The sequence below is a fragment of the Synechococcus sp. CBW1006 genome (genome assembly GCF_015840525.1).
Lineage (GTDB): Bacteria > Cyanobacteriota > Cyanobacteriia > PCC-6307 > Cyanobiaceae > CBW1002.
The window spans coordinates 1,351,854-1,373,275 of sequence record NZ_CP060396.1; the positions used below are offsets into that span (position 1 = coordinate 1,351,854).

The following is a 21,422-nucleotide window of genomic DNA, read 5'->3' on the forward strand; positions in this document are numbered from 1 at the left end:
AGACCACGTTATGCCCCACCAGCAGGCAGGCCAGGACTGTCCTGGGGCGTCGTGGCCACGATCGCCCTGGTGCTGGTGTTCTTGCCGGTCCTGCTCTACACCCAGCATCAATCCGGCCATCAGCCCCTCAAGATGCGCAGGGAGCTCCGCAAGTTCTGAACACAGCATCAGCGCCACGCGCCCTCACTGAGTCCAGACGCATTGCTCCTATTCCCATCATCGGAGCCTGAGGGCGCTGCCGCCGCAGCTGGGGTCCCCGTTGTCTGCTTCCCGCAGGGTTGTGACCACCTCCGTCAGCAGCGCCTCGCCCTGGGCACGAGCCTCGACGGGCATCGAGAAACCCAGCACCACGGTCTCGCCGCTGGCCAGGGGCAGTGCGTAGATCTCCCCGAGCCGTGGCCGTGGGATGGAGGTGGTGAAGCTGTCACCGTCCACTGGGCTGCCCAGCAGCGTGCGGCGGATCGGACCACCGCCTGGACCCGCGGCCAGGAAGATGGAGCGCACGTAGGCGCGCAGTTCGCCCGGCGTCATGCCTGCCTTGGTGCTGCTGGCCTCAGGGCCGAAGCGAACAGCGGTGATGCTGAACCGCTGGCGCTCGAAGGGCACGCCGGCGGGGAACCCGACGGCCAGGGCGTCGAGGCCAACCGGTTCCGGCGTTGAGAAGGGCTCGGCGGTGCGCCAGCAGAGTCCCTGCATCCTGGTGACATGGCCAGGAGTCAGCGCCAGGAGCCCCAGGCCCATGGCAAGCATGGAGGGCAGGCCCATCGACCCCGCAGCGGCTTGCGCGAGGCTAATGCTGCTCTCGCGCCCGGCCGTTTCACTGGATCCATGCCTCTTCCATCGGTTGAACCTGTCGATGTCGTGGTGGTGGGTGGCGGCCTCTCCGGCCTGGTGGCGGCCCGGGCCCTGCAGGCGGCGGGCCGCTCGGTGCGCCTGATCGAGGCGGCCGGGCAGCTGGGCGGCCGTATGACCGGCCAGCGGCTGCCGCTGCCCAGCGAACCCTGGATCGACCTGGGGGGTCAGTGGGTCGGCCCCACCCAGACCCGCTTCCTCGCCCTGCTCGATCGCCACGGCATCCGCCGCTTCGAATCCCCCCATGACGGCGCCACGGTGCTGGTGTTCGGCGGCAGCCGCTGTACCTTCGCCGGCTTCTTCCAGGGCTTTCCTGAGGGGCAGCCCCCGGCGGTGCCCAGCGCCGACTGGGCCGATGCCATGGCCGCCCTGGAGCGCTTCCAGGCGCTGGTGGCTCAGTTCCCCGACGGCCACCCCCACCACCATCCCGCCGCCGCCGAACTGGATCGCCTCAGCTTCCAGGACTGGATCGACGCCCACACCCACACCCCCTTCGCCGCCTGGTATTTCGCCTACTTCTGCCGGGCGGTGGGATTCCTGGGCCCGGCCGAGCCGGAGCAGGTGTCGCTGTTGCATGTGCTCTGGGGCCAGCACACCGCCTCCCAGGGCGAACACCCCGAGCAGGAGCTGCTCCATGGCGGCGCCGGCCAGCTGCCGGCCCTGCTGGCGGCGGAGCTGGGCGAGGGGGTGGTGGTGCTGGGAGAACCGGCATTGGAGGTGCTGGAAGACCCCGGCGCCGCTTCGCCTGTTGCGCTCACCGTGTCCACCGATCGGGCGGCATATCCCTGCCGTGCGGTGATCGTGGCCATGCCGCCGGCGATGGTGGCCCGCCTGCGCTTCTCGCCGGAGCTGCCCGCCGACCGCCAGCAGCTCAACCAGGAGATGGTGATGGGCGCCTGCGCCAAGGTGCTGGTGGTGTATGCCAGGCCCTGGTGGCGGGAGCAGGGGCTGTCGGGGATCGCCATCGGCGATCAGCCCACGGTGGAGCTCTGCGCCGACAGCTCCGATCCCGAGAGCGGTGCGGGTGTGCTGGCCGCCTTCGTGGTGGGCCATCGCTATCACCGCTGGGCAACCCTTTCCGAGGTGGAGCGGCGGCAGGCGGTGCTGGCGGATCTGGCCGCCTATCTGGGCCCGCAGGCCCTTGAGCCCGTGGCCTACGTGGAGAAGGACTGGCCGGCCATGCCCTTCGTGGGCGGTGCCTTCGCCGGTTGGATGCCACCGGGACTGTGGAGCCGCTGTGGTGAGGCGATGCGCCGGCCCCATGGCCGGGTGTTCTGGGCCGGCACCGAGGTGGCCGAGCGCTGGCCGGGCTTTTTTGAAGGGGCGGTGCGCAGTGGTGAAGAGGCGGCGGCGGCGGTGCTGGAACGGCTCGACGCAGGCTGCTGAGTCCTCCGGCCGCAGGCTCTACCAGGGCAGTACCTGGCCATTGGCATGCCAGAAGGTGCCGGAGGTCTCGAGCGTGAGGGCATCGATGCGCTCCAGCAGGCCGCGCACTGCCTGCTCCGTGGTGATGCCCTGCTCGGTGAAGCCCGTCATGCGGGTGCGCACCAGCCCGGGGTGAAGGATGGCCACGGCGATGCCACGGGGCGCCAGGTCAACCGCCAGCGACTTGCCTGCCATGCACAGCGCCACCTTGGACATCCGGTAGCCATAGGACCCGCCGGAACTGTTGTCGGCGATCGAACCCATGCGGCTGGTCATCAGGATCAGCTTGGAGCCGGCGTGCAGCTGGTCCAGCAGGGCCCGGGTGAGCCGCAGCGGGCCGAGGGCGTTCACCTCGAACTGGCGCCGCACGCTCTCCGGATCGAGATCCTGCAGGTTGGTGCGCTCAAGGATGCCGGCGTTGTGGATTAGGCCATCGAGCGGCAGGCCGCCGAGCCGCTCCACCAGGCTGCCCATCGCTGTGTCGGAGGTGATGTCCACCCCCGCTTCGATTCGCACCCCAAGGGCCTCCAGCTCCTCCGATGGGGTGCGGCAGACCGCGACCACGCTGTCGCCCCGCGCCTGGAGCTGGCGGCAGTATTCGGTACCGATACCGCGGTTGGCGCCGGTGATCAGGTAGGTGGCCATGGCCGGATCTGCTGGACGGACACCCGCACCTTCTCACCCAGGGCCGGCGGATGAATAGTCAGAAGTGGAAGGGCCCTGTGGATCCAATCGCTACAGCTTCGGTGAATCCGTCTGTGCTGCGCAGTGGATCCAGTTCCGGACCCATTCCCCCTACCCATGCATCCCAGGAGGTCACACCATGGCTCTCTTGAAACGAGAATCCCTCAAGGACGTTGAGGATCTGTTCGATCGCTACCCCCTGTCGCTCCCATGGCCCTTCGGGCGGAGTGGCTCCAGTCTCTCGACCATGGCCCTGAGCGACTGGCAGCCCCGGGTGGATATCTCCGAATCCGCCAGTGGCTACGAGGTGCGAGCCGACATCCCCGGAGTCTGCAAGGAAGACCTGCGGGTGACCCTCCAGGATGGGATCCTCACCATCCAGGGGGAGCGCCACCAGGAGAAGAAGGAGGACTCCGAACGTCTGCATCGGGTCGAGCGTGTCTACGGAAGCTTCAGCCGCAGTTTCCACCTGCCGGAAGATGCCGATGCGACAGCGATGCAGGCCGCGGCAAAGGACGGACAACTCACTGTGACCGTGCCGCGCAGGGAGTCTGCACCCAGTGAGGAACCGGTTCAGATTCCGGTTCAGTGAGCGATCAGCCCCATCGCGCGCGGTCGATTCGGCTCTGCGGGATGGGGCTTCCAACCTCAGACACTCAGGCCCAGTTCCTCCTCCATGCCGGCCAGCACCACATCGGCCACCAGCTGGATGCGGTAGCGGCAGGCCTGCGTGACACTGCAGTCGAAGCTGCCGTGCTCCCAGTACTTGTTGCTGCCGGCGCCACCGCCGCACAGCCCGAAATAGTCACAGTCCCGGCGGCAACGCGCGACACCGGCGGCGATCTCCCGGTGGACCATCTGAAACTTGTCGGTGGCGACCGACGCTTCGAGGCTGCCGGTGAGCACATTGCCGAAGGAAAAGTCGCCGTATTCCGCCGTGGAGACCGACAACAGCTCCGGATCAAAGGTGGAGAAGTTACCCCTGGCATCCACGTTCACGATCACAAAGGGCGTGTTCATATCCGTCTGTTCCATCCGGGCGTCGGCGCAGGCAAGGCTGGTGACACCGTCGAACTCGCGCACCCGCAGCCGCTCCGGTTCGGCCCGGGTCCGCTGCCAGAGATGCTCCAGGAAGACGCGATAGCGGCGCTCTCCATCGGGGCGCTCCAGGGTGGACTGGAGGTTTTCGCCCTCGGTTTCCTCCATGTTGAAGCCCACGTCCTCGATGCCGTGATCGGTGAAGAAGCGGTAAATGGCCTCGGCGTGGTCGAGAGCATCGGCCGTGAGCACGCAGATCACCTGGAAGGGAATGCCGCGCTGCTGCAGATGGGCGATCCCGCGCATCACAGCGCCATGGGTGGGCTTGCCGGTGCGGGTGACGCGATGGGCGTCGTGCAGAAAAGCGGGACCATCCATGCTCACGCCCACATGGATGCCGTTGCGTTCAAAGCAATCGCACCAGGCATCGTCGATCACCGTGGCGTTGGTCTGCAACGATTGGTGGATCGTGTCGGGCGGCAGTCCATGGCGCGCCAGCACACGTTCAAGACATTCAGTGGCCGCGTCGTAGAACGCGATCGGCATGGTGAGCGGCTCCCCCGCATGCCAGAGCAGGGTGAAACCACCATCGACATAGGGGCTCTCAAGCACCCGCTCCAGCGCTGCCTCCAGGATGTCCAGGGAGATCCGGCGGCGGTCGTTGCGGCTGGGCAGATAGCAGTAGTCGCAGTCGAGGTTGCAGAACGGGGTGGGCTGCACCACCAGCAGACGCACGGGGCCGAATCGCCCAGGCAACGGCTCATGCAAGGGCTGAGTCACCAGTGATTGCGGAAGCCCCCGTTACGGAATCCCCCCCCGTTGCGGAAACCGCCGTTGCGGAAACCGCCATTACCGAAGCCCCCATTGCGGAAACCGCCATTGCGGAAGCCGCCGTTATAAAAACCGCCGTTGCGGAAGCCGCCGCCATTGGCCCAGCCAATCCCGGGAGCATTGACGAAGATCGCCGAAATCGCCCCCTCGGGGATGGACGTGGTGGTGGAGTCCATCACCTCCTCTCCCTGCTGTTCCCGCATGGCGGCGGCGATGCGACGCAGGCGAGCCTCAACGCTTCCCTGCGGCGGCGGATCGTCCAGCGGCTCCTGACGACTGCCGGCCCCCAGGGCAAGGGCCGCCCCTGGATCCATGGGCAACGACGCCATGATCAGCAGGAGGCCGAACAGACGGGAACGGGAAAGGAACGCCATCGAAGCAGGGGCTGACGAAGGAACGGAGGGACGGCCCGGAGGCAACCGACCTCAGGGGACGGCCTGGTTGGGAGCGTGCTGATTCAGGGGGTGGGCTGTGCCGACGACTTGGCCGGTGGCAGCGGCCTGATGGCCTCCACACCCAGCAACACCGACTCGTAGTAGGTGCGGATCTGCTCCGGGGATCGGTTCAGGGCACTGCCCGGGCCAACCCAGCGATGGACGGCCGTGACCGCATCATTCTGGCCATCGAGGTAGCCCTGCAGGAAGCGGGCGATCGCCAGGTTGACCAGATTGCGGAAGGCCGAATCGTTCTCGGGGAGAACACAGGCCAGCGCATAGTTTTCGTAAGGAACCTCGGGCGTCAGCACCAGGGGAGGAGACGCTGGACCCCCGGCGAGGCTGGCCAGCAGGGCCGTGTCGCCGATCACCCCATCCACCTGTCCGGCCTTCAAGGCAGCCACCGCCGCGGCCAGGGAGGGGAAGTCCACCGCCTTGGCCTCAGGCTGAATGCCCTGCAGTTCGGTGGCGGCCAGGGATTCGCTCACCACGCCGATCCGGCGGCCCGCCAGCGATTCGGGCGAACCATCCAGGCGCCCGGCGGGGGCCAGCAGCCGCAGGCCGGAAATCCCGATCGGCAGGGAGTAATCGATCCACATGTCCCGCTCCCAGCTGAACGGCAGCCCGCAGGCCAGATCAGCCTTGCCCTCGGCGAGGCGTTGACCCAGGTCGCCTGGGTTGGTCACCGCCTCGAAGCGCAGTTTCACCGGACGTCCCACCGCGGAGGCCAGCTCGGCCTGAATGCGACGCGCCACCTCGACGCCGTAACCGATCGGCTGGCCCTGGGCGTCGACGGAGACCAGGGGCGCCAGATCCGACGGGCCGACCAGAACCAGCTCTCCGGTGCGAGCAACCCGATCGACGACCCCCTCAGGCTGGGCCTTGGTCTGGGCCCGGGCCAGCGGCGTCCAGGCAAGCGTGAGCAGTGTCAGAGCGGTGGAGGCCAGCCAGCGGCGGCGGCCTGAACGGTGAGGTCGCGGCAAGAGGAGGCGCAGCGGAGGCCGCTTCCCAATGTGGAGAGGGATGGCCCACCTGGCCACGTTGGCAGCGGCTGTTGGGGCGATTCTTCACCAAACCCCTGAGACAAGCAGCAGATCGGACGTTTCGGCTGACTTTCCGTCAGGCGACGACAGGATCGAAGCGCATGCTCAGGTCCAGCCAGGCCGAGCGGGTGATCGGTGCACTGGTGGAGATCAGATCGATGCCGGTGGCGGCATAGGCCCGCAACTGCTCCGGGGCGATGCCGGAGGCCTCCAGCACGACCCGCCCCCTGCCGTGCCCCGCGACGGCGGCGGCCAGGGCCTGTTCGCGCAGGCGGGGCACCAGCTCATGCAGCTGATCGGGGCTGAATTCATCCAGCAGCACCCCATCGGCACCGGCGGCCACGGCGGCTTCGGCTTCGCGGGCGGTTTCGGCCTCCACGATCACCGCCGCCGGCCAGGGCGCCTGGGCGCGCACCGCCGCCACGGCGGGGGTCACACCACCGGCCCAGGCGAGATGGTTCTCCTTGAGCATGGCGGCATCATCAAGGCCGAGGCGGTGGTTCAGACCGCCACCGCAGCGCACGGCGTACTTCTCCAGCAGCCGCAGGCCAGGCGTGGTCTTGCGGGTGTCGGCCAGGCGCACGCCTGTGCCCGCCAGCGTCGCCACCAGGGCGGCGGTGGCGGTGGCGATGCCGGAAAGTCGCATCGCCAGGTTCAAGGCGGTGCGCTCCCCGGCCACCAGGGCTTCAGCCGCCCCCTCCAGTTCCAGCAGCTGCTGACCCGCCTGCACCGCCTCCCCCTCTTCCACCAGACGCCGCACCCGCATCTGGGGATCGAGCAGGCCGAACAGGGCCTCCGCCAGCACGGCTCCGCAGAGCACCCCAGGCTGTTTGGCGATCCAGTGGGCATGCCCCTGGCGCCCCCGCAGTGCTGGAGCGGTGAGATCACCGCGGCCGATGTCCTCCGCCAGCCAGGCGCGCAGCTGGGCCTCGAGCTCCGGCGTGACAGGCAGGTGCGGCATGGCGCAGGCGGTGAGGCGGCATCGACAAAGCCTGCCTGAGCCGATCACCCCAGGGCACGATCACCGCCGCCTCACTTGCCGATGCAGAAGCGCGCAAACACCCGATCGAGCACCGCTTCGCTCACCTCCTCACCGGTGATCTCACCGAGGGCCCGCACCGCCGCCCGCAGATCGATGGTCCAGAAATCCCATGGCAGCTGCTGACCCGCCGCCTCGAGGCTGCGCTCCAGGCTGGCGGCGGCCACCGCCGCCAGATCCCGCTGGCGGGCATTGAGGGCCACCTGCAGCCCCTGCGCCTCACCGGCTCCACAGCGCTGCAGCAGCAGCTGGGCCAGGGCCTCGCAGCCGTCGCCACTGAGGGCACTGATCGCCACATCGGCGGGCGCCGTCGTGGGCAAATTCCCAGGAGGGATCGCACCGGCGTTCACGCCGGCCGCATCGGCCTTGTTGCCCACCACCAGCAGCGGCACCGCCTCGGGCACCTGCTCCAGCAACTCCTGATCAGCGGCGGTCCAGCCGGCCTCAAGGTCGAACAGCAGCAGCACCCCATCCGCCGCGGCCAGGGCGGCGCGGCTGCGGGCGATGCCGAGCTGCTCGACCCGGTCGTGGGTGGGGCGGATGCCGGCGGTATCGAGCAGGGTGAGGGGCACGCCGCCGAGCACCAGCTCGCTTTCGAGCAGATCGCGGGTGGTGCCCGGCAGATCGGTCACGATCGCCCGCTCCCGCTGGCTGAGCCGGTTGAGCAGGCTGGATTTCCCCACATTGGGGCAGCCCACGATCGCCACCCGCAGGCCCTCCCGCAGCAGCTCCCCCTGGCGCGCCTCCCGCACCAGGGCCTCCAGCTGCTCGCCCACCCCCGCCAGGGCGGCGACCACGGCGGCGGCATCCAGGGGTGGCAGATCCTCCTCGAAGTCCACCCGGGCCTCCAGCTCGGCCAGCTGATCGAGCAGCTGCTCACGCAGCCCTGCGATGCGGGACTGCAGTCCCCCGTCCAGGCCGGCCATGGCCAGCTGGGCGGCCCGGCGACTGCGGGCGGTGATCATCTCGCTCACAGCCTCGGCGCGGGTGAGATCGAGCCGACCGTTGAGGAAGGCCCGCTGGCTGAATTCCCCTGGCAAGGCACGCCGAGCCCCGGCCGCCAGCACCAGCTCCAGCACCCGCTGCACCGCCATCAGGCCCCCGTGGCAATGAAGTTCCACCACGGTTTCGCGGGTGAAGCTGCGCGGAGCGCGCATCAGCAGCAGCAGGGCCTCGTCGACGCGCTCCCCACTGGCCGGGTCGACCACGTGGCCGTAGAGCACCCGATGGCTGTCCCAGGTCTGCTGGCCAGGCGCCCGGAACAGCGACCGGCCGATCGGCTCCGCCTCGGGTCCGGACATTCTTACGATCGCAACGCTGCCCTGACCCGCCGCGATCGCGGTCGCCACCGCCGCGATGGTGTCGTCGCCATGACCCTGACTGCCGTTCCCCTGCCCGCCGTCCACCTGTTCATGGCGCCGCACTTCTCCCAGTTTCGACCGCACGGATCCCTGGTGCGACTGATCCAGCGTGCCGGCGTCTGGCTCTGGCACCAGGAGGGCAGCCCAGGACAACGCGCCCGCGGCCTGGCGGCCGGGGTGTTCTGCGGCTGCTTCCCGTTCTTTGGTGTGCAGACCCTGCTGGGGATTGCTCTGGCCAGCGTGATGCGCGGCAACCACCTGCTGGCCGCAGCCGGCACCTGGATCAGCAACCCCTTCACCTATGTGCCGCTCTATTGGATCAACTACAGAATCGGCTCACTTCTGCTTGGACCCGGCAAGGGATGGCCGGGGCTGGAGGTGATGCGAAGCGAAGCCATCTGGCAGCTGGGCTGGTCGTTCGTCAACCGGATGTTGCTGGGCTCGCTGCTGATGGGCCTGGTGGCGGCCAGTCTCTGCGGCTGGACCTATTGGCGCTGGCTGCAGCGCCATGGCAACGCCCCGGCAAACCTGAACGACCTCACAAGTTCGTGAGGCCGGGGAACACCATCAGATCGATGTGGCCGCCATTGGGATGGCGCCATTCCCGGAATTCAGCGGCCAGGGCCCGCTGTTCCTGGGGCAACGACTGAGCCTGCAGATCCTGGAGGCGCTGATGCACCAGATCAAGGGTGTTATCGATCAGCTGGGCAGCCTGTTCGGAGGTCATGTTGCACACTGCGGAGGGGCCAATACCCCGTTGGTGGTGCGTTTGTAGAGAAACCAACCCAATGCAGCTGTAGCGGCAGACACCCGGCCCCAATGCTGTGGGGGGATGCTCACCAGCAAGACGCAGCAGAGATCAGTCGGGAGACAACTGCGTGCCGTCCAGCCAGGAGTGGAACGGCTGCCAGTCGTCGTGTTGATCGATCGCCTCCCAGATCTGCTCGATCACCGGACGGATCGGCGTTACCGGCAGGTTCCAGCGCTGCAGCCGGGCCGCCACAGTGTCGCCATCGCCCATGCCGGCCTCACCTGCGCTGGCAGCATCCGAGCCGGCAGAGTCAGCGCCGTGGCTCCAGCTCCACCAGGCCTCCCGCCAGGCGAGCCATTCAGACCGCGGCGGCTCGACAGCCTCCGGCACGAAGGGAATCAGATCCTCAGGCCCCGCCGGCAAGCCATGGGTGCCCACATGGGCGGCCAGAGCGGCGAAGAAGCTGCCGTAGCCCACTGGCCAGGCCGCCAGCAACTGCAAGGTGGAGAGCACCGGATCGGGCAGCTCTGCCCTTGCGGTCGCCAGGCCGAGCCGGCGCAGCAGGCCGTGGCGGTAGTGGGCGTCGTAGGTGGGGGCAAAGCGCTCCAGCCGGGCCTCGAGTTCGGCGCGCGGCAGCAGCATGGCCAGGGGCTCCTGCAGCAGGCGCAGGTTGTGATGGCAGATCAGTGGCTGCTGGCCAAAGGCGTACAGACCGCTGTGGTCGAAATAGGCGGCGGTGAAGCCGGGATCCCAGCGGTCGAGAAAAGCGAAGGGGCCGTAGTCGAAGCTCTCACCGGCTAGAGACATGTTGTCGGTGTTGAGCACGCCGTGGGTGAAGCCGGCGGCCATCCATTCGGCAGCGAGCCGCGCCATCCGTTCCACCAGCTCGCCATAGAACGCCAGCACCTGGGGTTCGGTGTTGTTCGCAGCGGCATCCGCAGCGGCACCGGGCCGGCAATCGACCGGATGGGCAGCGGCGATGGCGGGGTAATAGACGGCCACCACATGGCGCAGCAACCGCTCCAGCAGATCGGGACGGCGCCGATGCAGCAATCGCTCGCAGGTGCCGAAGCGGAGGTGGGTGCGCGCCATCCGCTGCCTTTTGTGCCGAGGTCCTGCAGCTGGCCGTGGCGATCGCGCAGCTGGCCGTAGAGAAAGCCGCGGCCATCGCCGAGGAAGGGGTTGTAAGTGCCGGACTGGTAGCCGTGGTAGCGCAGGGCCAGCAACGGCTGCCGGGCCTCGAAGCCTCCGTAGGCCGCCTCAAGATCCGCATCAGCCACAGCGCTGGGATCAAGGCCCAGCTGCTCGAGCAGGGCATCGTTGCGGAAGCGCAGTGTCGTGCGGGGGAAACGGGCCGCCTCCACCACATCCCAGTACTCAGGGCTGAGCCCCTCGATGGAGGGCTCGAAGGGCAGGCTCAGCAGGGGATTGCCCTGGCCGGCCGGAGCTGAATCGGGCCGTTCAGCCAATGCCGGTGCGGCAGATGTCAAGCACATCGGCCATGGAGCGGATCTGATCCATGGTGGTGCGTAACTGGCTGGCGCTCATCAGTTCAACCCGCAGATCAATGCGGGCCGGCTTGTCGTAGGCGGTGCGCACCCGGGCGTCGCTGACGTTGATGCGGTGATCCGAGAGGCGGGTGAGGATGTCCTTGAGCACGCCCACCCGATCCAGCACCTCGATACGCAGCTGCACGGGATAGCGGCGCTTGCCCTGATCGATAGCTGGGTTCCAGCGCACCGGCAACCGCCGCTCCAGGGGCACCTGGGCCACGTTGGAACAGTCCTGCCGGTGAATGGTGATGCCGTGGTTGCCCAGGGCCACACTGCCCAGGATCGGCTCGCCAGGCAGTGGACTGCAGCAGCCTCCCAGCCGGTATTCCAGACCCTCCACCCCGAGGATCGGACTGCCGGCGCCGCTGCCTGGCGCCAGGGGGACAGCGGTTGCCTGCGCCCCGACCCCGGCAGCGACCTGCTCATTGCTGAGCACCGGGGCCGCCGCTTCGGTCGCGAGCCGGATCTCCTCCCGCAGCCGGTTGAGCACCTGGTGCAGGGTGACCCCACCAAAGCCAAGGGCCGCCAGCAGGTCTTCGGTGCCGACCAGATTGCAGCGCCGCGCCACCCGGGCCATGGCCTCGCCATTGAGCAGGCCATCCAGTCCTTCGCGGCCCAGCTCACGCTCCAGCATGGCCGTGCCGCGCTGGATGTTGTCTTCCCGGTGGCTGCGCTTGTACCACTGACGAATGCGATTCCGTGCCGTGGGGGTGGCGACGAAATTGAGCCAGTCGAGGCTGGGGTGGGCGTTCTTGGCCGTGATCACCTGCACGAAGTCGCCATTCTGCAGCGGCGTGGCCAGCGGACAGAGGCGGTCATTGATCCGCACACCCTGGCAGTGATTGCCCACCTCCGAGTGGATGCGAAAGGCGAAATCCACCGCCGTGGATCCTTTGCGCAACCCCACGACATCACCCTTGGGCGTGAACACGAACACCTCCTCATCGAAGAGGTCTTCCTTGATTGAAGCCAGATAATCGCTGCTGTCCTCTCCCCCATCCTCCTTCTGCCAATCCACCAGCTGGCGCAGCCAGTTGAAGCGTTCGGTGTCGCCTCCAGTGGAGGCCGGTGACCCCCCTTCCTTGTACTTCCAATGGGCGGCGATTCCATATTCAGCCACCTGGTGCATATCACTGGTGCGAATCTGCACTTCGATCGGCCGATGCCGACCGATCACCGCCGTATGCAGAGACTGATAGCCATTCGGCTTGGGCAGACCGATGTAATCCTTGAAGCGTCCAGGGATGGGGCGGAAGGTGTCATGCACCACCGCCAGGGCCCGGTAGCAGGCTTCCAGGCTGGGGCAGAGGATCCGCAGGGCTGCCACGTCGTAGATCTCGTGGAACGCCTTCTGCTGACGCTCCATTTTGCTCCAGATGCCGTAAAGGTGCTTCGGCCTGCCGCTCACCTCGCAGTCCTGCAGACCGGCGGCGGCAAGACGATCACGCAACAGCTGCACCGTGACCGCCAGCCGCTGCTCCCGCTCGCTGCGCTTGGTGGCCACCTGCTGCTGCACATCCCGGAAGGCCTCCGGCTCAAGCATCTTGAAGGCCAGATCCTCCAGTTCCCACTTGAAGCGTCCGATGCCGAGGCGGTTGGCCAGGGGGGCATAGATCTCGCGGGTCTCGCGGGCGATGCGCTGCTGTTTCTCGGGCTTGAGCGCCCCGAGGGTGCGCATGTTGTGCAGCCGGTCGGCCAGTTTCACCAGCACCACGCGGATATCGCTGGCCATGGCCAGAAACATGCGCCGCAGGTTTTCCGCCTGGGCCTGGGTGTGGTTGGTGAAGTGGATGCCGCCCAGCTTGGTGACGCCCTCCACCAGGGCCCGCACCTCGGGGCCGAAGTGGGCCTCGATCTCCTCGGGGGTGACGTCGGTGTCCTCCACCACGTCGTGCAGGAAGCCCGCAGCGATCACCCCGGCGCTGGCACCGATGTCGCGCAGCAGATCCGCGACGGCGATCGGATGAATGATGTAGGGCTCGCCGCTGGCCCGGTACTGGCCATCGTGGAGCTGGTAGGCAAAGTCAAACGCCGAGGCCAGCAAGGCCTCGGCGTCCCTGGGACAGACGTCGCCCGCACCAGGGGGGACGTGCTCGATACAGCGTTGCAACCACTCGGGCAGGGGAACGCCGTAATCGGCCGGGCTGAGAATTCGCGGTCGCGCCGCCGCGGCTTCCACGGCCTCGGTCCTGTCCAGTGCCAGCCCTCCAACCTCCGCTGCAGCTGGCCCACCGGACCGCTTCGTGCCCGCAGCTGCAGCCTGGGCTGCCGTCCCTACAGGAGACATCGGTTCGGAGGCGGCCTTGGGCATGCATCCCCGCAATCCACTCCATGGTATGCAGCCTGCGACAGGTCGTAGAGGATCCGACAGGATCAGCGAGCAAGCTGGTGGACAAACAGGCCATGGTCGACGAGCCTTCTGCCCCTGCCGCACCAGGGCCATCAGCCCAACCGGTGTTGCGGATCGCGAACCTGGTGGTGCGCTATCCCCTCAGCGACCGCCCCACCCTGGATGGCCTCGATCTGAGCCTGGCACCGGGAGACCGCCTCGCCCTGGTGGGCCCCTCCGGCTGCGGCAAGAGCACTGTGGCCCGAGCCGTGCAGCAGTTGCTGCCCCAGGGCAGTCTCTGCAGCGGCCAACTGGAGGTGGCCGGGGTGGATCCGCGGCAGCTGAAGCGCCCTGCCCTGCGGCGGCTGCGGGGTGAGGCGATCGGCCTGGTGTTCCAGGACCCGATGACCCGGCTGAACCCCCTGCTCACCATCGGCGAGCACCTCAGCGACACTCTCGAGGCGCACCGTGCCCACTGGCTCACGGGGGCACCGATGGGCGCCTCCCGGCGGCGCCGGGCCGTGCGGCAACGGGCCGAAGCGCTGCTGACCCGTGTGGGTATCGGCGTGGAGCGCTACGGCAGTTACCCCCACGAATTCAGCGGCGGCATGCGACAGCGCCTGGCCATCGCCCTTGCCCTTGCCCTGGCGCCGAAACTGGTGGTGGCTGATGAACCCACCACCAGCCTGGATGTGGCGGTGGCGTCCCAGGTGATGGCCGAACTCACCAGCCTCTGCCAGGAGGCCGGCAGCGCCCTGCTGCTGATCAGCCACGACCTGGCGATGGCGGGCCGCTGGTGTGATCGCATCGCGGTGCTCGATCAGGGGCGGCTGGTGGAGGAGGCCCCCTCCCATCAGCTGCTCACGGCACCGGCCTCTCCCCTGACCCGCCGCCTGGTGAGCAAGGCCCGCGCCCGCGAAGGTCTGCGGAGCAGCGCCCCCGTAGACGCCCCGCTGCTGCTGGAGCTGGAGGAACTGCGCAGCTGGCATCCCCTGCCGTCACTGCCCTGGCAGCAGCGCTGGCTCAAGGCGGTGGACGGGGTGAGTCTGCGCCTGCTGGAGGGCGAAACCATCGGCGTGGTGGGGGCCTCGGGCTGCGGCAAGAGCAGCCTCTGCCGGGCATTGATGGGGCTGGCCCCGGTGCGGGGTGGCGCCGTGCGCCTGCAGGGGCGGGATCTGCGCCAGCTGGGCGGCAGGGAGCTACGGCGGGCCCGCCGGCGCATCCAGATGGTGTTCCAGGATCCGCTGGCCTGCCTTAACCCCCAGATGCCGGTTGGGGAGGCGATTGCGGATCCCCTGCTGATCCACCGCCTGGCCAGCCGCAGTGCAGCCCGCCAGCGGGCCCGGGAGTTGATGGAGGCCGTGGGGCTGACGCCCGCCGAAGACTTCGAGCATCGACGCCCCCGCCAGCTCTCGGGCGGTCAGCAGCAGCGGGTGGCGATCGCTCGCGCCCTCATCCTGGAGCCGAAGGTGTTGCTCTGCGATGAGAGCGTCAGCATGCTCGATGCCGAGGTGCAGGCCGACGTGCTGGCCCTGCTGCGCCGCCTGCAGGCGGAGCTGGGCCTGGGCCTGCTGTTCGTGACCCACGATCTCAGCGTGGCCAGCGGCTTCTGCCACCGGGTGATCGTGTTGGACGGAGGACGGATCGTGGAGGAGGGGCCGGGAGCCCAGCTGCTGCGGCATCCCCAGGCGGCGATCACCCGCATCCTGGTGGACGCCTGCCCCCGGTTGCCTGCCCTGGCGGCGTGATGGGCACTCCGGAACACGAAGGGGGCGATCGATCCCTGGCGCTGCTTCAGGCCCGCGGAGATCTGTTGCGGGTGCTGCTGCGCCCCCATCCCGTGTTGGTGTGCATGTACCCGCGGCTGCTGATGCTCTCCATCCAAAGTGGGTTGCGCGCCCAGACCGCCGCCCCGGGGCTGCGCATCACCGCCTCCCTGGCAGAAGCCGACGCCTTGGTGCGAGAGGCCGATCGGCCCCAGCTGATCCTGGTCACGGAGCTGCTGGCCGATGGCCCTGGGCTGGATCTGATCCGGCTGGCAAAGGCCCAGACCCTGGCGCACCGCTGTCTGCTGGTCCTGACCCACAACCGCAGGGCGCTGGTCGAGGCCGCCATCGAGGCCGGCACGGATGTGATCGTGCTGGAAGGCAGCATCGGGCAGGGGGGCGCATTCGTCTACGGCGTCGAGCGCCTCTGCCGTGGCGAAATCTTCGTGGACCCGGCGATCCGCGCCAGTCTTGAGACAGGCGAGGAGTCCCCTGAAGCGCCCGCTCCCGATGCGGGAAGCGGGCGCTGCACCCTGTCACCCCGCGAACTCTCGATCCTGGCGCTGGTGGCGCAAGGCCTGAGCAACAAGGAAATCGGCGCCCGTCTGCATATCGCCCCCAGCACGGCCCGCGATCACGTGCGCAACATCCTGCGGCGCCTGAGCGTCACCAACCGGGCTGCCGCGGCTGTGGAGGCCTTCCGGCTTGGCTATCTGCGGTGATGCCCGGCGGTCTCCTTGCCGGGCCACGTCCTCAGATTTCCGTCATTTGAAGGATTGAGGAGTTGCCAGCGCCAGACCTACATCGGAGCCATCTCCCGTGTCTCCCATGGCCCAGCCTGACACTCCTTTCCTCAGCAGTACGCCCGGTGTGAGCGTCGCCATCTCCGGCGACGTGTGGTGGAACGGTCTCACCGCTCAGCTGACCCTGACCAACACCTCCGCGGTGGCGCTGGAGGCGTGGAGCGTGGTGTTCGACAGCCCCCACCAACTGAGCGGCACGCCCTGGGGAGCCACGGCGGAACGGATCGACCTGGGCAACGGGCTCTGGCGCTACACCCTCACCGGCGCCGGCTGGGCCACCCGCCTGCCGGCAGGAGGAAGCGTCAGCGTGGGATTCAACGCCACCCAGGGACAGCCGATCGGCAACAGCGGCGCCCTCAACAGCTCCCTGCTGCTGGCGGCAGGCAGCGCCAGCCCGCCCGATCCCACGCCCACCCCAGACCCCATACCCTCACCCACGCAACCGGACCCGGCCCCGCGGGATGGACGGGTGTTCCAGGCCGATCCGGCCGGGGCGGATATCGAAGGCTTTGATCCCTCCCGGGACCGGCTCGACTTCGGTGACGTGTCGGTGCACAACCTGATCGTGGGCAAGACCGCCGCTGGAGACGCGACGATCATCAATCCCTGGGCCTGGACACCCGAGGACCAGGTGATCCGGGGCGTGGGCCTCGCCGACCTGAGCCCCGCCAATCTCGGCATCGTCGCCAACGAGCACCTGCGCCAGGACATCGGCGGAGCCCTCTCCTGGGAGAAGGGTGTGGGCGAGCGGGACGCGGACACCGTTTACGTGCGCTCCCATGAAACCGGCGTGCAGGAACGGGTCGAAGGCTTCGACCCCGCCACCATGAAGCTCAGCTTCCTTTATTTCGGCACCCGGGAACGGCTCACGGTGTCCGACACAGCGGAGGGTCTGCTGATCGCGGTGGAACCCACCGGCCAGAGCCTCCTGCTGGTCGGCATCCGCCGCGCCCAGCTGATCCCGGCCAACCTCGAGTTCCATAACGACCAGGTGGTGGAAGACCGGCTGGAGGATGCCTTCGGGGTGAGCGTGGATCAGGTGAGCCTGGTGAGCCGCGCCGGGCTGCTGACCCCGGAGGGGCCGGCCGGCCAGGTCACCGACGGACTGCAGAGCCGCAGGGGCACAGGCCTGACCCCGATCGGCGGTGATGCCTTCAACGGCAGCGCGGGTGGGCACGGTCAGGCGCACGACCACGACAGCCACGATCCCGCCGATCCCATGGACCCGATGGATCCCATGGATCCCAGCCCCCCGCAGACAGGAGGGAGCGGGACAACCACCCAACCATTCACGGTCAGCGTCGGCGGCAGCCGCTGGTGGAATGGCTTCACGGCCGAGCTGACCGTGGCCAACACCTCCGGCCAGGCCCTGCCGAGCTGGAGCTTCAGCTTCGAGACGGTGCATCGGATCTCCGGCGATCCCTGGGGAGCTGAGATTGAAGCCACTGATCTGGGTGGCGGCCTGACCCGTTACACCGTCAGCGGCCGCGACTGGGCCGCGGCGATCCCTGCCGGTGGATCCGTGACGGTGGGATTCAACGGCACCCAGGGCACACCCATTGGCAACTCCGGAACGCTGGATGCCTCGCTCCTGTTCAGCGAGGGCAGCATCCTGCCTGGCACGACGACGGGATCCGGCGAAACCCCCAATCCCACACCAGGGGGTGACGGGACTCCAGGCAGTCCTGCGGAGGACGGCTCAACCAGTGGGGTGGATGGCGGAACGACGGGCGGCGCCGATGCGGCGCAGGACTACGGCACGGCCCTTGGGCTCTCGTTTCTTTTCTATGAAGCCAACCGCTCCGGTGACCTCGATGAGGCCAGCAACCGGGTGCCCTGGCGCGGTGATTCCGGTCTGCGCGATGGTCGCGACGGCGTCTGGTTCGGTGATCGGCGTCCCGAGAACTTCCAGGCGGGTCTCAGCCTCGACCTGAGCGGTGGCTACCACGATGCCGGAGATCACGGCAAATTCGGCCTGCCACTGGACTCCAGTCTCTCCACTCTGGCCTGGAGCGGCATTCAGTTCAAGGAGGGCTACGCCGCTGCCGGCCAGCTTGACGAGCTCATGGATGCGGTGCGCTGGGGTACCGACTATCTGCTCAAGGCCCATGGCCGTGATGCCTCCGGTCAGACCACCTACCTGGTGGTCCAGGTGGGCGATGTAGAGGCGGACCACGCGCTCTGGAGCGCACCGGAACGCCAGACCATTGCCCGGCCAGCCATGGCGATCACCCCCGACAAGCCGGGATCCGATGTGGCCGGGGCTACGGCTGCGGCATTGGCTTCGGCCTCGGTGTTATTTCGTGAGAACGGCGAAACGGCCTATGCCGATGAACTGCAACTGCTCGACCATGCGATGGCGCTTCATGCGTTCGCGAATCGCTTCCAGGGCAAGTATTCCGACTCCATCACGGAGGTGCGCAGCTATTACAATTCCTGGAGCGGATACCACGATGAACTCGCCTACAGTGCCGCCTGGCTGGCCCGGGCTGTGGAAGCGGCCGGCGGAGATGGCAGCGACTATCGCAATCAGGCATTGGCCATTTATAGCTCCTCCATCGGTGGCCTCTCCAATGGATGGACGCACAGTTGGGACGATGCTTCCTATGCCACTGCCGTGATGATGGCGGGTGATACCGGCAATGCCGAGGTACGCCGCGATGTGGAGGACTGGCTGGACAGCTGGGTGGATGGTCGCAACGGCGTGACGATCACCGATGGCGGACTGCGCTTCATCAGCCCTTGGGGTTCCCTGCGCTATGCCGCCAACACTGCTCTGATGGCGGGATTTTACGCCGATGCGGTGATCGATCCGGAGGGGCGCTATGGACAGCTGGCGACGGACACGGTTGATTATATTCTTGGCGATAATCCCCGCCAGTTCAGCTACATGGTGGGCTACGGCGACGCCTATGCACAGCAGCCACACCACCGTGCCGCATCCGGGGTGAGTTGGGATGATTTTCGTAATGACCAGCCCAATGCCCATACTCTGGTCGGGGCTCTCGTGGGCGGGCCCAGCCAGGCGAGTGATTTCGCCTATGCCGACCGCCGTGATGACTACATCAGCAACGAAGTGGCCCTTGATTACAATGCCGGTCTTACCGGTGCCTTGGCCTTTGCCATCGGCCAGAACGTCAGCCTTGAGCTGGCCTGAGCCGTCTCAGCGTCGCCGCCGCAGCACCGCCAGCAGCTTGTCGAACACCTGCGGCAGCGGCGCCTCAAACACCATCCGCTCACGGCTGATCGGGTGATCGAGCCCCAGTTGCACCGCATGCAGGGCCTGCCCGGGCAGGTCCAGCGGCAGCTTGCGGCAACGGGAATAGACCGGGTCGCCAACGATCGGATGACCGATGTGGGCGCAATGCACCCGGATCTGGTGGGTGCGGCCGGTATCAAGCTTGAAGCGCAGCAGGGCGTAATCGCCCAGCCGTTCCACCAGGCTCCAGTGGGTGCAGGCATGGCGGCCGCTGCCGTCGTGCACCACCGCGTACTTCTTGCGGTCAGCCGGGTGGCGACCAATGGCGCCGATCACGGTGCCGTGATCGGCCGGGGGCACACCATGCACAACCGCCACATACTCCCGCGAGGCGATGCGCTGCTGGATCTGCACCTGCAGCTTCACCAATGCCTCCTGACTCTTGGCCACCACGATGCAGCCGGTGGTGTCCTTGTCGAGCCGATGGACGATGCCGGGGCGCATCTCACCGCCGATGCCGGGCAGATCGGGGCAGTGATGGAGCAGGCCATTCACCAGGGTGCCGTCCCGGTTGCCGGGGGCCGGATGGACGGTGAGGCCGGCCGGCTTGTTGAGCACGATCAGGTGGGCATCCTCGAAAAGCACATCCAGCGGGATGTCCTGAGCCACCAGGTAGGGCAGCAGTTCGGGCGGTGGCATCCACAGCTGCACCGTGTCGTTGGGCCGCAGGGGGGTCTTGGCGCGACCGGTGACCCCATTGACCCGTACGTAGCCGGCGTCGATGAACTTCTGAATCCGGGCACGGCTCTGCTCCGGCCGCTGAGCCACCAGCCAGCGATCCAGCCGCATCGGCAGGGGCTTCGGGTAGGTGAGCGTGAGCAACTCCCCCTCGCCTTCACCAAACGCGCTCATGGATGGGGCAAGGGCGGAGACGACGGCGGAACGGCAGGCCGGGCGTTGGTGGCACCGGTGCCGGCCACCGGCAGTTCCAGGGCGATGGCCCCCAGCACACCCTTGCGGAACTCATCCAGGAGGCGCTGGGCCATGCGGGCTGTATCACCGCTGGTGTGACGGGCGGCGGCGGCGGCCAGCCAGGCGGCGGCATCGGGTGCCGTGCCTGGCCCCGCGGTCGCGGTTGGCAGAGCCGGCACGGGCACGCCATAACGTTTCTCCAGCAGACCCACCGGCACGCCTGCCGCCGCCTGGGGCTCCAGGCCAGCCAGCAGGGTCACGAAGGCCAGGGCCACCGCTTCGCCGTCGTAGGCGGCCTGGCCGATGTCGTCACAGAGGGCCAGCCGCAGGGCCGCCAGCTGGTCATCGAGGCGGGGCGGCAGCACCCCCGGCGCATCGAGCAGGTCGAGATCCTGGCCGAGGCGCACCCAGCGCAGGCTGCGGGTGACGCCGGCACGGCGGGCGCTCTGCACCACCTTCTGACGCACCAGCCGGTTGATCAGGGCCGACTTGCCCACATTGGGGAAGCCCAGCATCAGGGCCCGCACGGGCCGGGGCTTCATGCCGCGACCGGCACGGCGGGCATTGAGGGCGTCGCCGGCCCGGATCGCCGCCTGTTGCAATTGCTTCACACCGGTGCCGGCCTTGGCGTCGCACCACCAGACCACAAGGTCGTGGGCGCGGAACCAGGCGGTCCAGGCCTGGCGCGCCTCGGGCGAGATCATGTCCACCCGGTTGAGCACGAGCAGGTGCTGCTTACCCCGGATCCAGCGCTGCAGGCGGGGATGACCCGTGGCCAGGGGGATGCGGGCATCCCGCACCTCGATCACCAGATCCACCTTCTCGAGGCTGGCGGCCAGAGATTTTTCGGCCTTGGCGATATGGCCGGGGTACCACTGAATCGCCGGGGCGGCAGCACTGAGCAGGTCGGTCGCCTGCATCAGGGCACCACCAGCACCGGACAGGGCGCCAGCTGGATCACCCGGGCGGCCGTGCTGGTGTGGTCGGTGTCAAGCGAGATGCCACGGGTGCCCATCACGATCAGATCGGCATTGATTTCATCGGCCACATCGCCGATCACGAAGGCGGGCTTGCCTTCACGCTCGATCACTTCGCAGGCCACGCCGGCCTGCTCAAAGCTGCTGCGCGCCTGGGCCAGCAGGTCATGCACCGCCTCCGAATCGTGCATCACACCCTCCTCGGATTCAACCACCGAGAGCACCACCAGGCGGCTGCCATGGCGCTGGGCCAGCTGCAGGGCCACGGTGGCCGTTTCCATGGTCTGGCGGCTCTGATCGATCGGAAACAGAACGGTGTCGAACATGGCAGTGGGCGCAGGGCTGAACGAACGGGAGGGAGAGAA

18 protein-coding genes and 1 pseudogene are annotated in these 21,422 nt (G+C 68.0%); 6 read left to right on the forward strand and 13 right to left on the reverse strand.

The genetic code is table 11. The annotated features are described in order from the left end of the window. Positions 1 to 216 precede the first annotated feature (216 nt). The gene (locus H8F26_RS06450; protein ID WP_197158356.1) at positions 217 to 765 is read right to left on the reverse strand and encodes a hypothetical protein; all 549 of its coding nucleotides are present in this window, start codon (positions 763 to 765) and stop codon (positions 217 to 219) included. Between the two features lie 63 nt (positions 766 to 828). On the opposite strand from H8F26_RS06450, the gene H8F26_RS06455 reads away from it, so the two are divergent. Beyond that, on the forward strand, positions 829 to 2,238 hold the full coding sequence (locus H8F26_RS06455) for an FAD-dependent oxidoreductase (protein WP_197158358.1): 1,410 nt from the start codon (positions 829 to 831) through the stop codon (positions 2,236 to 2,238). An 18-nt stretch (positions 2,239 to 2,256) separates the two neighbouring features. Here the strand turns inward: H8F26_RS06455 and H8F26_RS06460 are convergent, their stop codons facing one another. After that, on the reverse strand, positions 2,257 to 2,922 hold the full coding sequence (locus tag H8F26_RS06460) for an SDR family oxidoreductase (protein WP_197158360.1): 666 nt from the start codon (positions 2,920 to 2,922) through the stop codon (positions 2,257 to 2,259). Between the two features lie 178 nt (positions 2,923 to 3,100). Here H8F26_RS06460 and H8F26_RS06465 point away from each other — a divergent pair, with 178 nt between their 5' ends. Continuing rightward, positions 3,101 to 3,553, forward strand: a complete 453-nt coding sequence (locus H8F26_RS06465; RefSeq protein ID WP_197158361.1) for an Hsp20/alpha crystallin family protein — start codon at positions 3,101 to 3,103, stop codon at positions 3,551 to 3,553. 56 nt (positions 3,554 to 3,609) lie between these two features. Here H8F26_RS06465 and grrM read toward each other — a convergent pair whose 3' ends face one another. The 5 genes from grrM to mnmE all read right to left on the reverse strand — a co-directional run bounded on the left by grrM (position 3,610) and on the right by mnmE (position 8,752). Then, positions 3,610 to 4,767 carry a cyclophane-forming radical SAM/SPASM peptide maturase GrrM/OscB gene (gene grrM / locus H8F26_RS06470; RefSeq protein ID WP_197158363.1) on the reverse strand — a complete coding sequence of 386 codons (1,158 nt, stop codon included), beginning with the start codon at positions 4,765 to 4,767 and terminating at the stop codon, positions 3,610 to 3,612. Positions 4,768 to 4,775: 8 nt separating this feature from the next. Further along, positions 4,776 to 5,204: a GrrA/OscA1 family cyclophane-containing rSAM-modified RiPP gene (grrA, locus tag H8F26_RS06475; protein ID WP_197158364.1), complete on the reverse strand. Its 429-nt coding sequence runs from the start codon at positions 5,202 to 5,204 to the stop codon at positions 4,776 to 4,778. An 83-nt stretch (positions 5,205 to 5,287) separates the two neighbouring features. Then, on the reverse strand, positions 5,288 to 6,247 hold the full coding sequence (grrP, locus tag H8F26_RS06480; RefSeq protein WP_231598076.1) for an extracellular substrate binding-like orphan protein GrrP: 960 nt from the start codon (positions 6,245 to 6,247) through the stop codon (positions 5,288 to 5,290). A 136-nt stretch (positions 6,248 to 6,383) separates the two neighbouring features. Next, a complete protein-coding gene (gene nadC / locus H8F26_RS06485; RefSeq protein ID WP_197158366.1) occupies positions 6,384 to 7,268 on the reverse strand; it encodes a carboxylating nicotinate-nucleotide diphosphorylase in 885 nt (294 codons plus the stop codon). Positions 7,269 to 7,339: 71 nt separating this feature from the next. Further along, a complete protein-coding gene (gene mnmE / locus H8F26_RS06490) occupies positions 7,340 to 8,752 on the reverse strand; it encodes a tRNA uridine-5-carboxymethylaminomethyl(34) synthesis GTPase MnmE (RefSeq protein WP_197159028.1) in 1,413 nt (470 codons plus the stop codon). Between the two features lie 6 nt (positions 8,753 to 8,758). On the opposite strand from mnmE, the gene H8F26_RS06495 reads away from it, so the two are divergent. Then, positions 8,759 to 9,259 (forward strand): DUF2062 domain-containing protein, encoded by a 501-nt coding sequence (locus H8F26_RS06495; protein ID WP_197158367.1) that lies wholly within the window; start codon positions 8,759 to 8,761, stop codon positions 9,257 to 9,259. On the opposite strand, the gene H8F26_RS06500 is transcribed toward H8F26_RS06495, so the two are convergent. From H8F26_RS06500 to H8F26_RS06510, 3 genes and pseudogenes are all read right to left on the reverse strand, one after another. After that, on the reverse strand, positions 9,246 to 9,434 hold the full coding sequence (locus H8F26_RS06500) for a hypothetical protein (RefSeq protein WP_197158369.1): 189 nt from the start codon (positions 9,432 to 9,434) through the stop codon (positions 9,246 to 9,248). The genes H8F26_RS06495 and H8F26_RS06500 overlap by 14 nt on opposite strands. A gap of 132 nt (positions 9,435 to 9,566) precedes the next feature. After that, positions 9,567 to 10,879 (reverse strand): annotated as a pseudogene (locus tag H8F26_RS06505) (protein adenylyltransferase SelO family protein). A gap of 40 nt (positions 10,880 to 10,919) precedes the next feature. Next, positions 10,920 to 13,322 (reverse strand): bifunctional (p)ppGpp synthetase/guanosine-3',5'-bis(diphosphate) 3'-pyrophosphohydrolase, encoded by a 2,403-nt coding sequence (locus tag H8F26_RS06510; protein ID WP_231598073.1) that lies wholly within the window; start codon positions 13,320 to 13,322, stop codon positions 10,920 to 10,922. Between the two features lie 92 nt (positions 13,323 to 13,414). Here H8F26_RS06510 and H8F26_RS06515 point away from each other — a divergent pair, with 92 nt between their 5' ends. From H8F26_RS06515 to H8F26_RS06525, 3 genes are all read left to right on the forward strand, one after another. Continuing rightward, positions 13,415 to 15,088: an ABC transporter ATP-binding protein gene (locus H8F26_RS06515; protein ID WP_197158370.1), complete on the forward strand. Its 1,674-nt coding sequence runs from the start codon at positions 13,415 to 13,417 to the stop codon at positions 15,086 to 15,088. Further along, positions 15,088 to 15,828 carry a response regulator transcription factor gene (locus H8F26_RS06520; protein ID WP_197158372.1) on the forward strand — a complete coding sequence of 247 codons (741 nt, stop codon included), beginning with the start codon at positions 15,088 to 15,090 and terminating at the stop codon, positions 15,826 to 15,828. The genes H8F26_RS06515 and H8F26_RS06520 overlap by 1 nt, the downstream gene beginning before the upstream one ends. A 106-nt stretch (positions 15,829 to 15,934) precedes the next feature. Then, positions 15,935 to 19,066 (forward strand): glycoside hydrolase family 9 protein, encoded by a 3,132-nt coding sequence (locus H8F26_RS06525; RefSeq protein ID WP_197158373.1) that lies wholly within the window; start codon positions 15,935 to 15,937, stop codon positions 19,064 to 19,066. A gap of 6 nt (positions 19,067 to 19,072) precedes the next feature. Here H8F26_RS06525 and H8F26_RS06530 read toward each other — a convergent pair whose 3' ends face one another. Genes H8F26_RS06530 through H8F26_RS06540 form a run of 3 tightly spaced genes read right to left on the reverse strand, consistent with a single transcriptional unit; the run spans position 19,073 to position 21,383 of the window. Further along, a complete protein-coding gene (locus H8F26_RS06530) occupies positions 19,073 to 20,020 on the reverse strand; it encodes an RluA family pseudouridine synthase (RefSeq protein WP_197158375.1) in 948 nt (315 codons plus the stop codon). Beyond that, the gene (gene ylqF, locus H8F26_RS06535; RefSeq protein ID WP_197158377.1) at positions 20,017 to 21,000 is read right to left on the reverse strand and encodes a ribosome biogenesis GTPase YlqF; all 984 of its coding nucleotides are present in this window, start codon (positions 20,998 to 21,000) and stop codon (positions 20,017 to 20,019) included. Before ylqF ends, H8F26_RS06530 begins: the two co-directional genes overlap by 4 nt. Beyond that, a complete protein-coding gene (locus H8F26_RS06540; RefSeq protein ID WP_197158379.1) occupies positions 21,000 to 21,383 on the reverse strand; it encodes a universal stress protein in 384 nt (127 codons plus the stop codon). The genes ylqF and H8F26_RS06540 overlap by 1 nt, the downstream gene beginning before the upstream one ends. Between the last annotated feature and the right edge of the window lie 39 nt (positions 21,384 to 21,422).

Excerpts from the sequence above, each read along its gene's own strand:
- H8F26_RS06450 (WP_197158356.1), bottom strand. The coding sequence starts at position 765 with ATGGGCCTGCCCTCCATGCTTGCCATGGGCCTGGGGCTCCTGGCGCTG.
- H8F26_RS06455 (WP_197158358.1), top strand. The coding sequence starts at position 829 with ATGCCTCTTCCATCGGTTGAACCTGTCGATGTCGTGGTGGTGGGTGGC.
- H8F26_RS06460 (WP_197158360.1), bottom strand. The coding sequence starts at position 2,922 with ATGGCCACCTACCTGATCACCGGCGCCAACCGCGGTATCGGTACCGAA.
- H8F26_RS06465 (WP_197158361.1), top strand. The coding sequence starts at position 3,101 with ATGGCTCTCTTGAAACGAGAATCCCTCAAGGACGTTGAGGATCTGTTC.
- grrA (WP_197158364.1), bottom strand. The coding sequence starts at position 5,204 with ATGGCGTTCCTTTCCCGTTCCCGTCTGTTCGGCCTCCTGCTGATCATG.
- nadC (WP_197158366.1), bottom strand. The coding sequence starts at position 7,268 with ATGCCGCACCTGCCTGTCACGCCGGAGCTCGAGGCCCAGCTGCGCGCC.
- H8F26_RS06495 (WP_197158367.1), top strand. The coding sequence starts at position 8,759 with ATGGCGCCGCACTTCTCCCAGTTTCGACCGCACGGATCCCTGGTGCGA.
- H8F26_RS06500 (WP_197158369.1), bottom strand. The coding sequence starts at position 9,434 with ATGACCTCCGAACAGGCTGCCCAGCTGATCGATAACACCCTTGATCTG.
- H8F26_RS06510 (WP_231598073.1), bottom strand. The coding sequence starts at position 13,322 with ATGCCCAAGGCCGCCTCCGAACCGATGTCTCCTGTAGGGACGGCAGCC.
- H8F26_RS06515 (WP_197158370.1), top strand. The coding sequence starts at position 13,415 with ATGGTCGACGAGCCTTCTGCCCCTGCCGCACCAGGGCCATCAGCCCAA.
- H8F26_RS06520 (WP_197158372.1), top strand. The coding sequence starts at position 15,088 with ATGGGCACTCCGGAACACGAAGGGGGCGATCGATCCCTGGCGCTGCTT.
- H8F26_RS06525 (WP_197158373.1), top strand. The coding sequence starts at position 15,935 with ATGGCCCAGCCTGACACTCCTTTCCTCAGCAGTACGCCCGGTGTGAGC.
- H8F26_RS06530 (WP_197158375.1), bottom strand. The coding sequence starts at position 20,020 with ATGAGCGCGTTTGGTGAAGGCGAGGGGGAGTTGCTCACGCTCACCTAC.
- ylqF (WP_197158377.1), bottom strand. The coding sequence starts at position 21,000 with ATGCAGGCGACCGACCTGCTCAGTGCTGCCGCCCCGGCGATTCAGTGG.
- H8F26_RS06540 (WP_197158379.1), bottom strand. The coding sequence starts at position 21,383 with ATGTTCGACACCGTTCTGTTTCCGATCGATCAGAGCCGCCAGACCATG.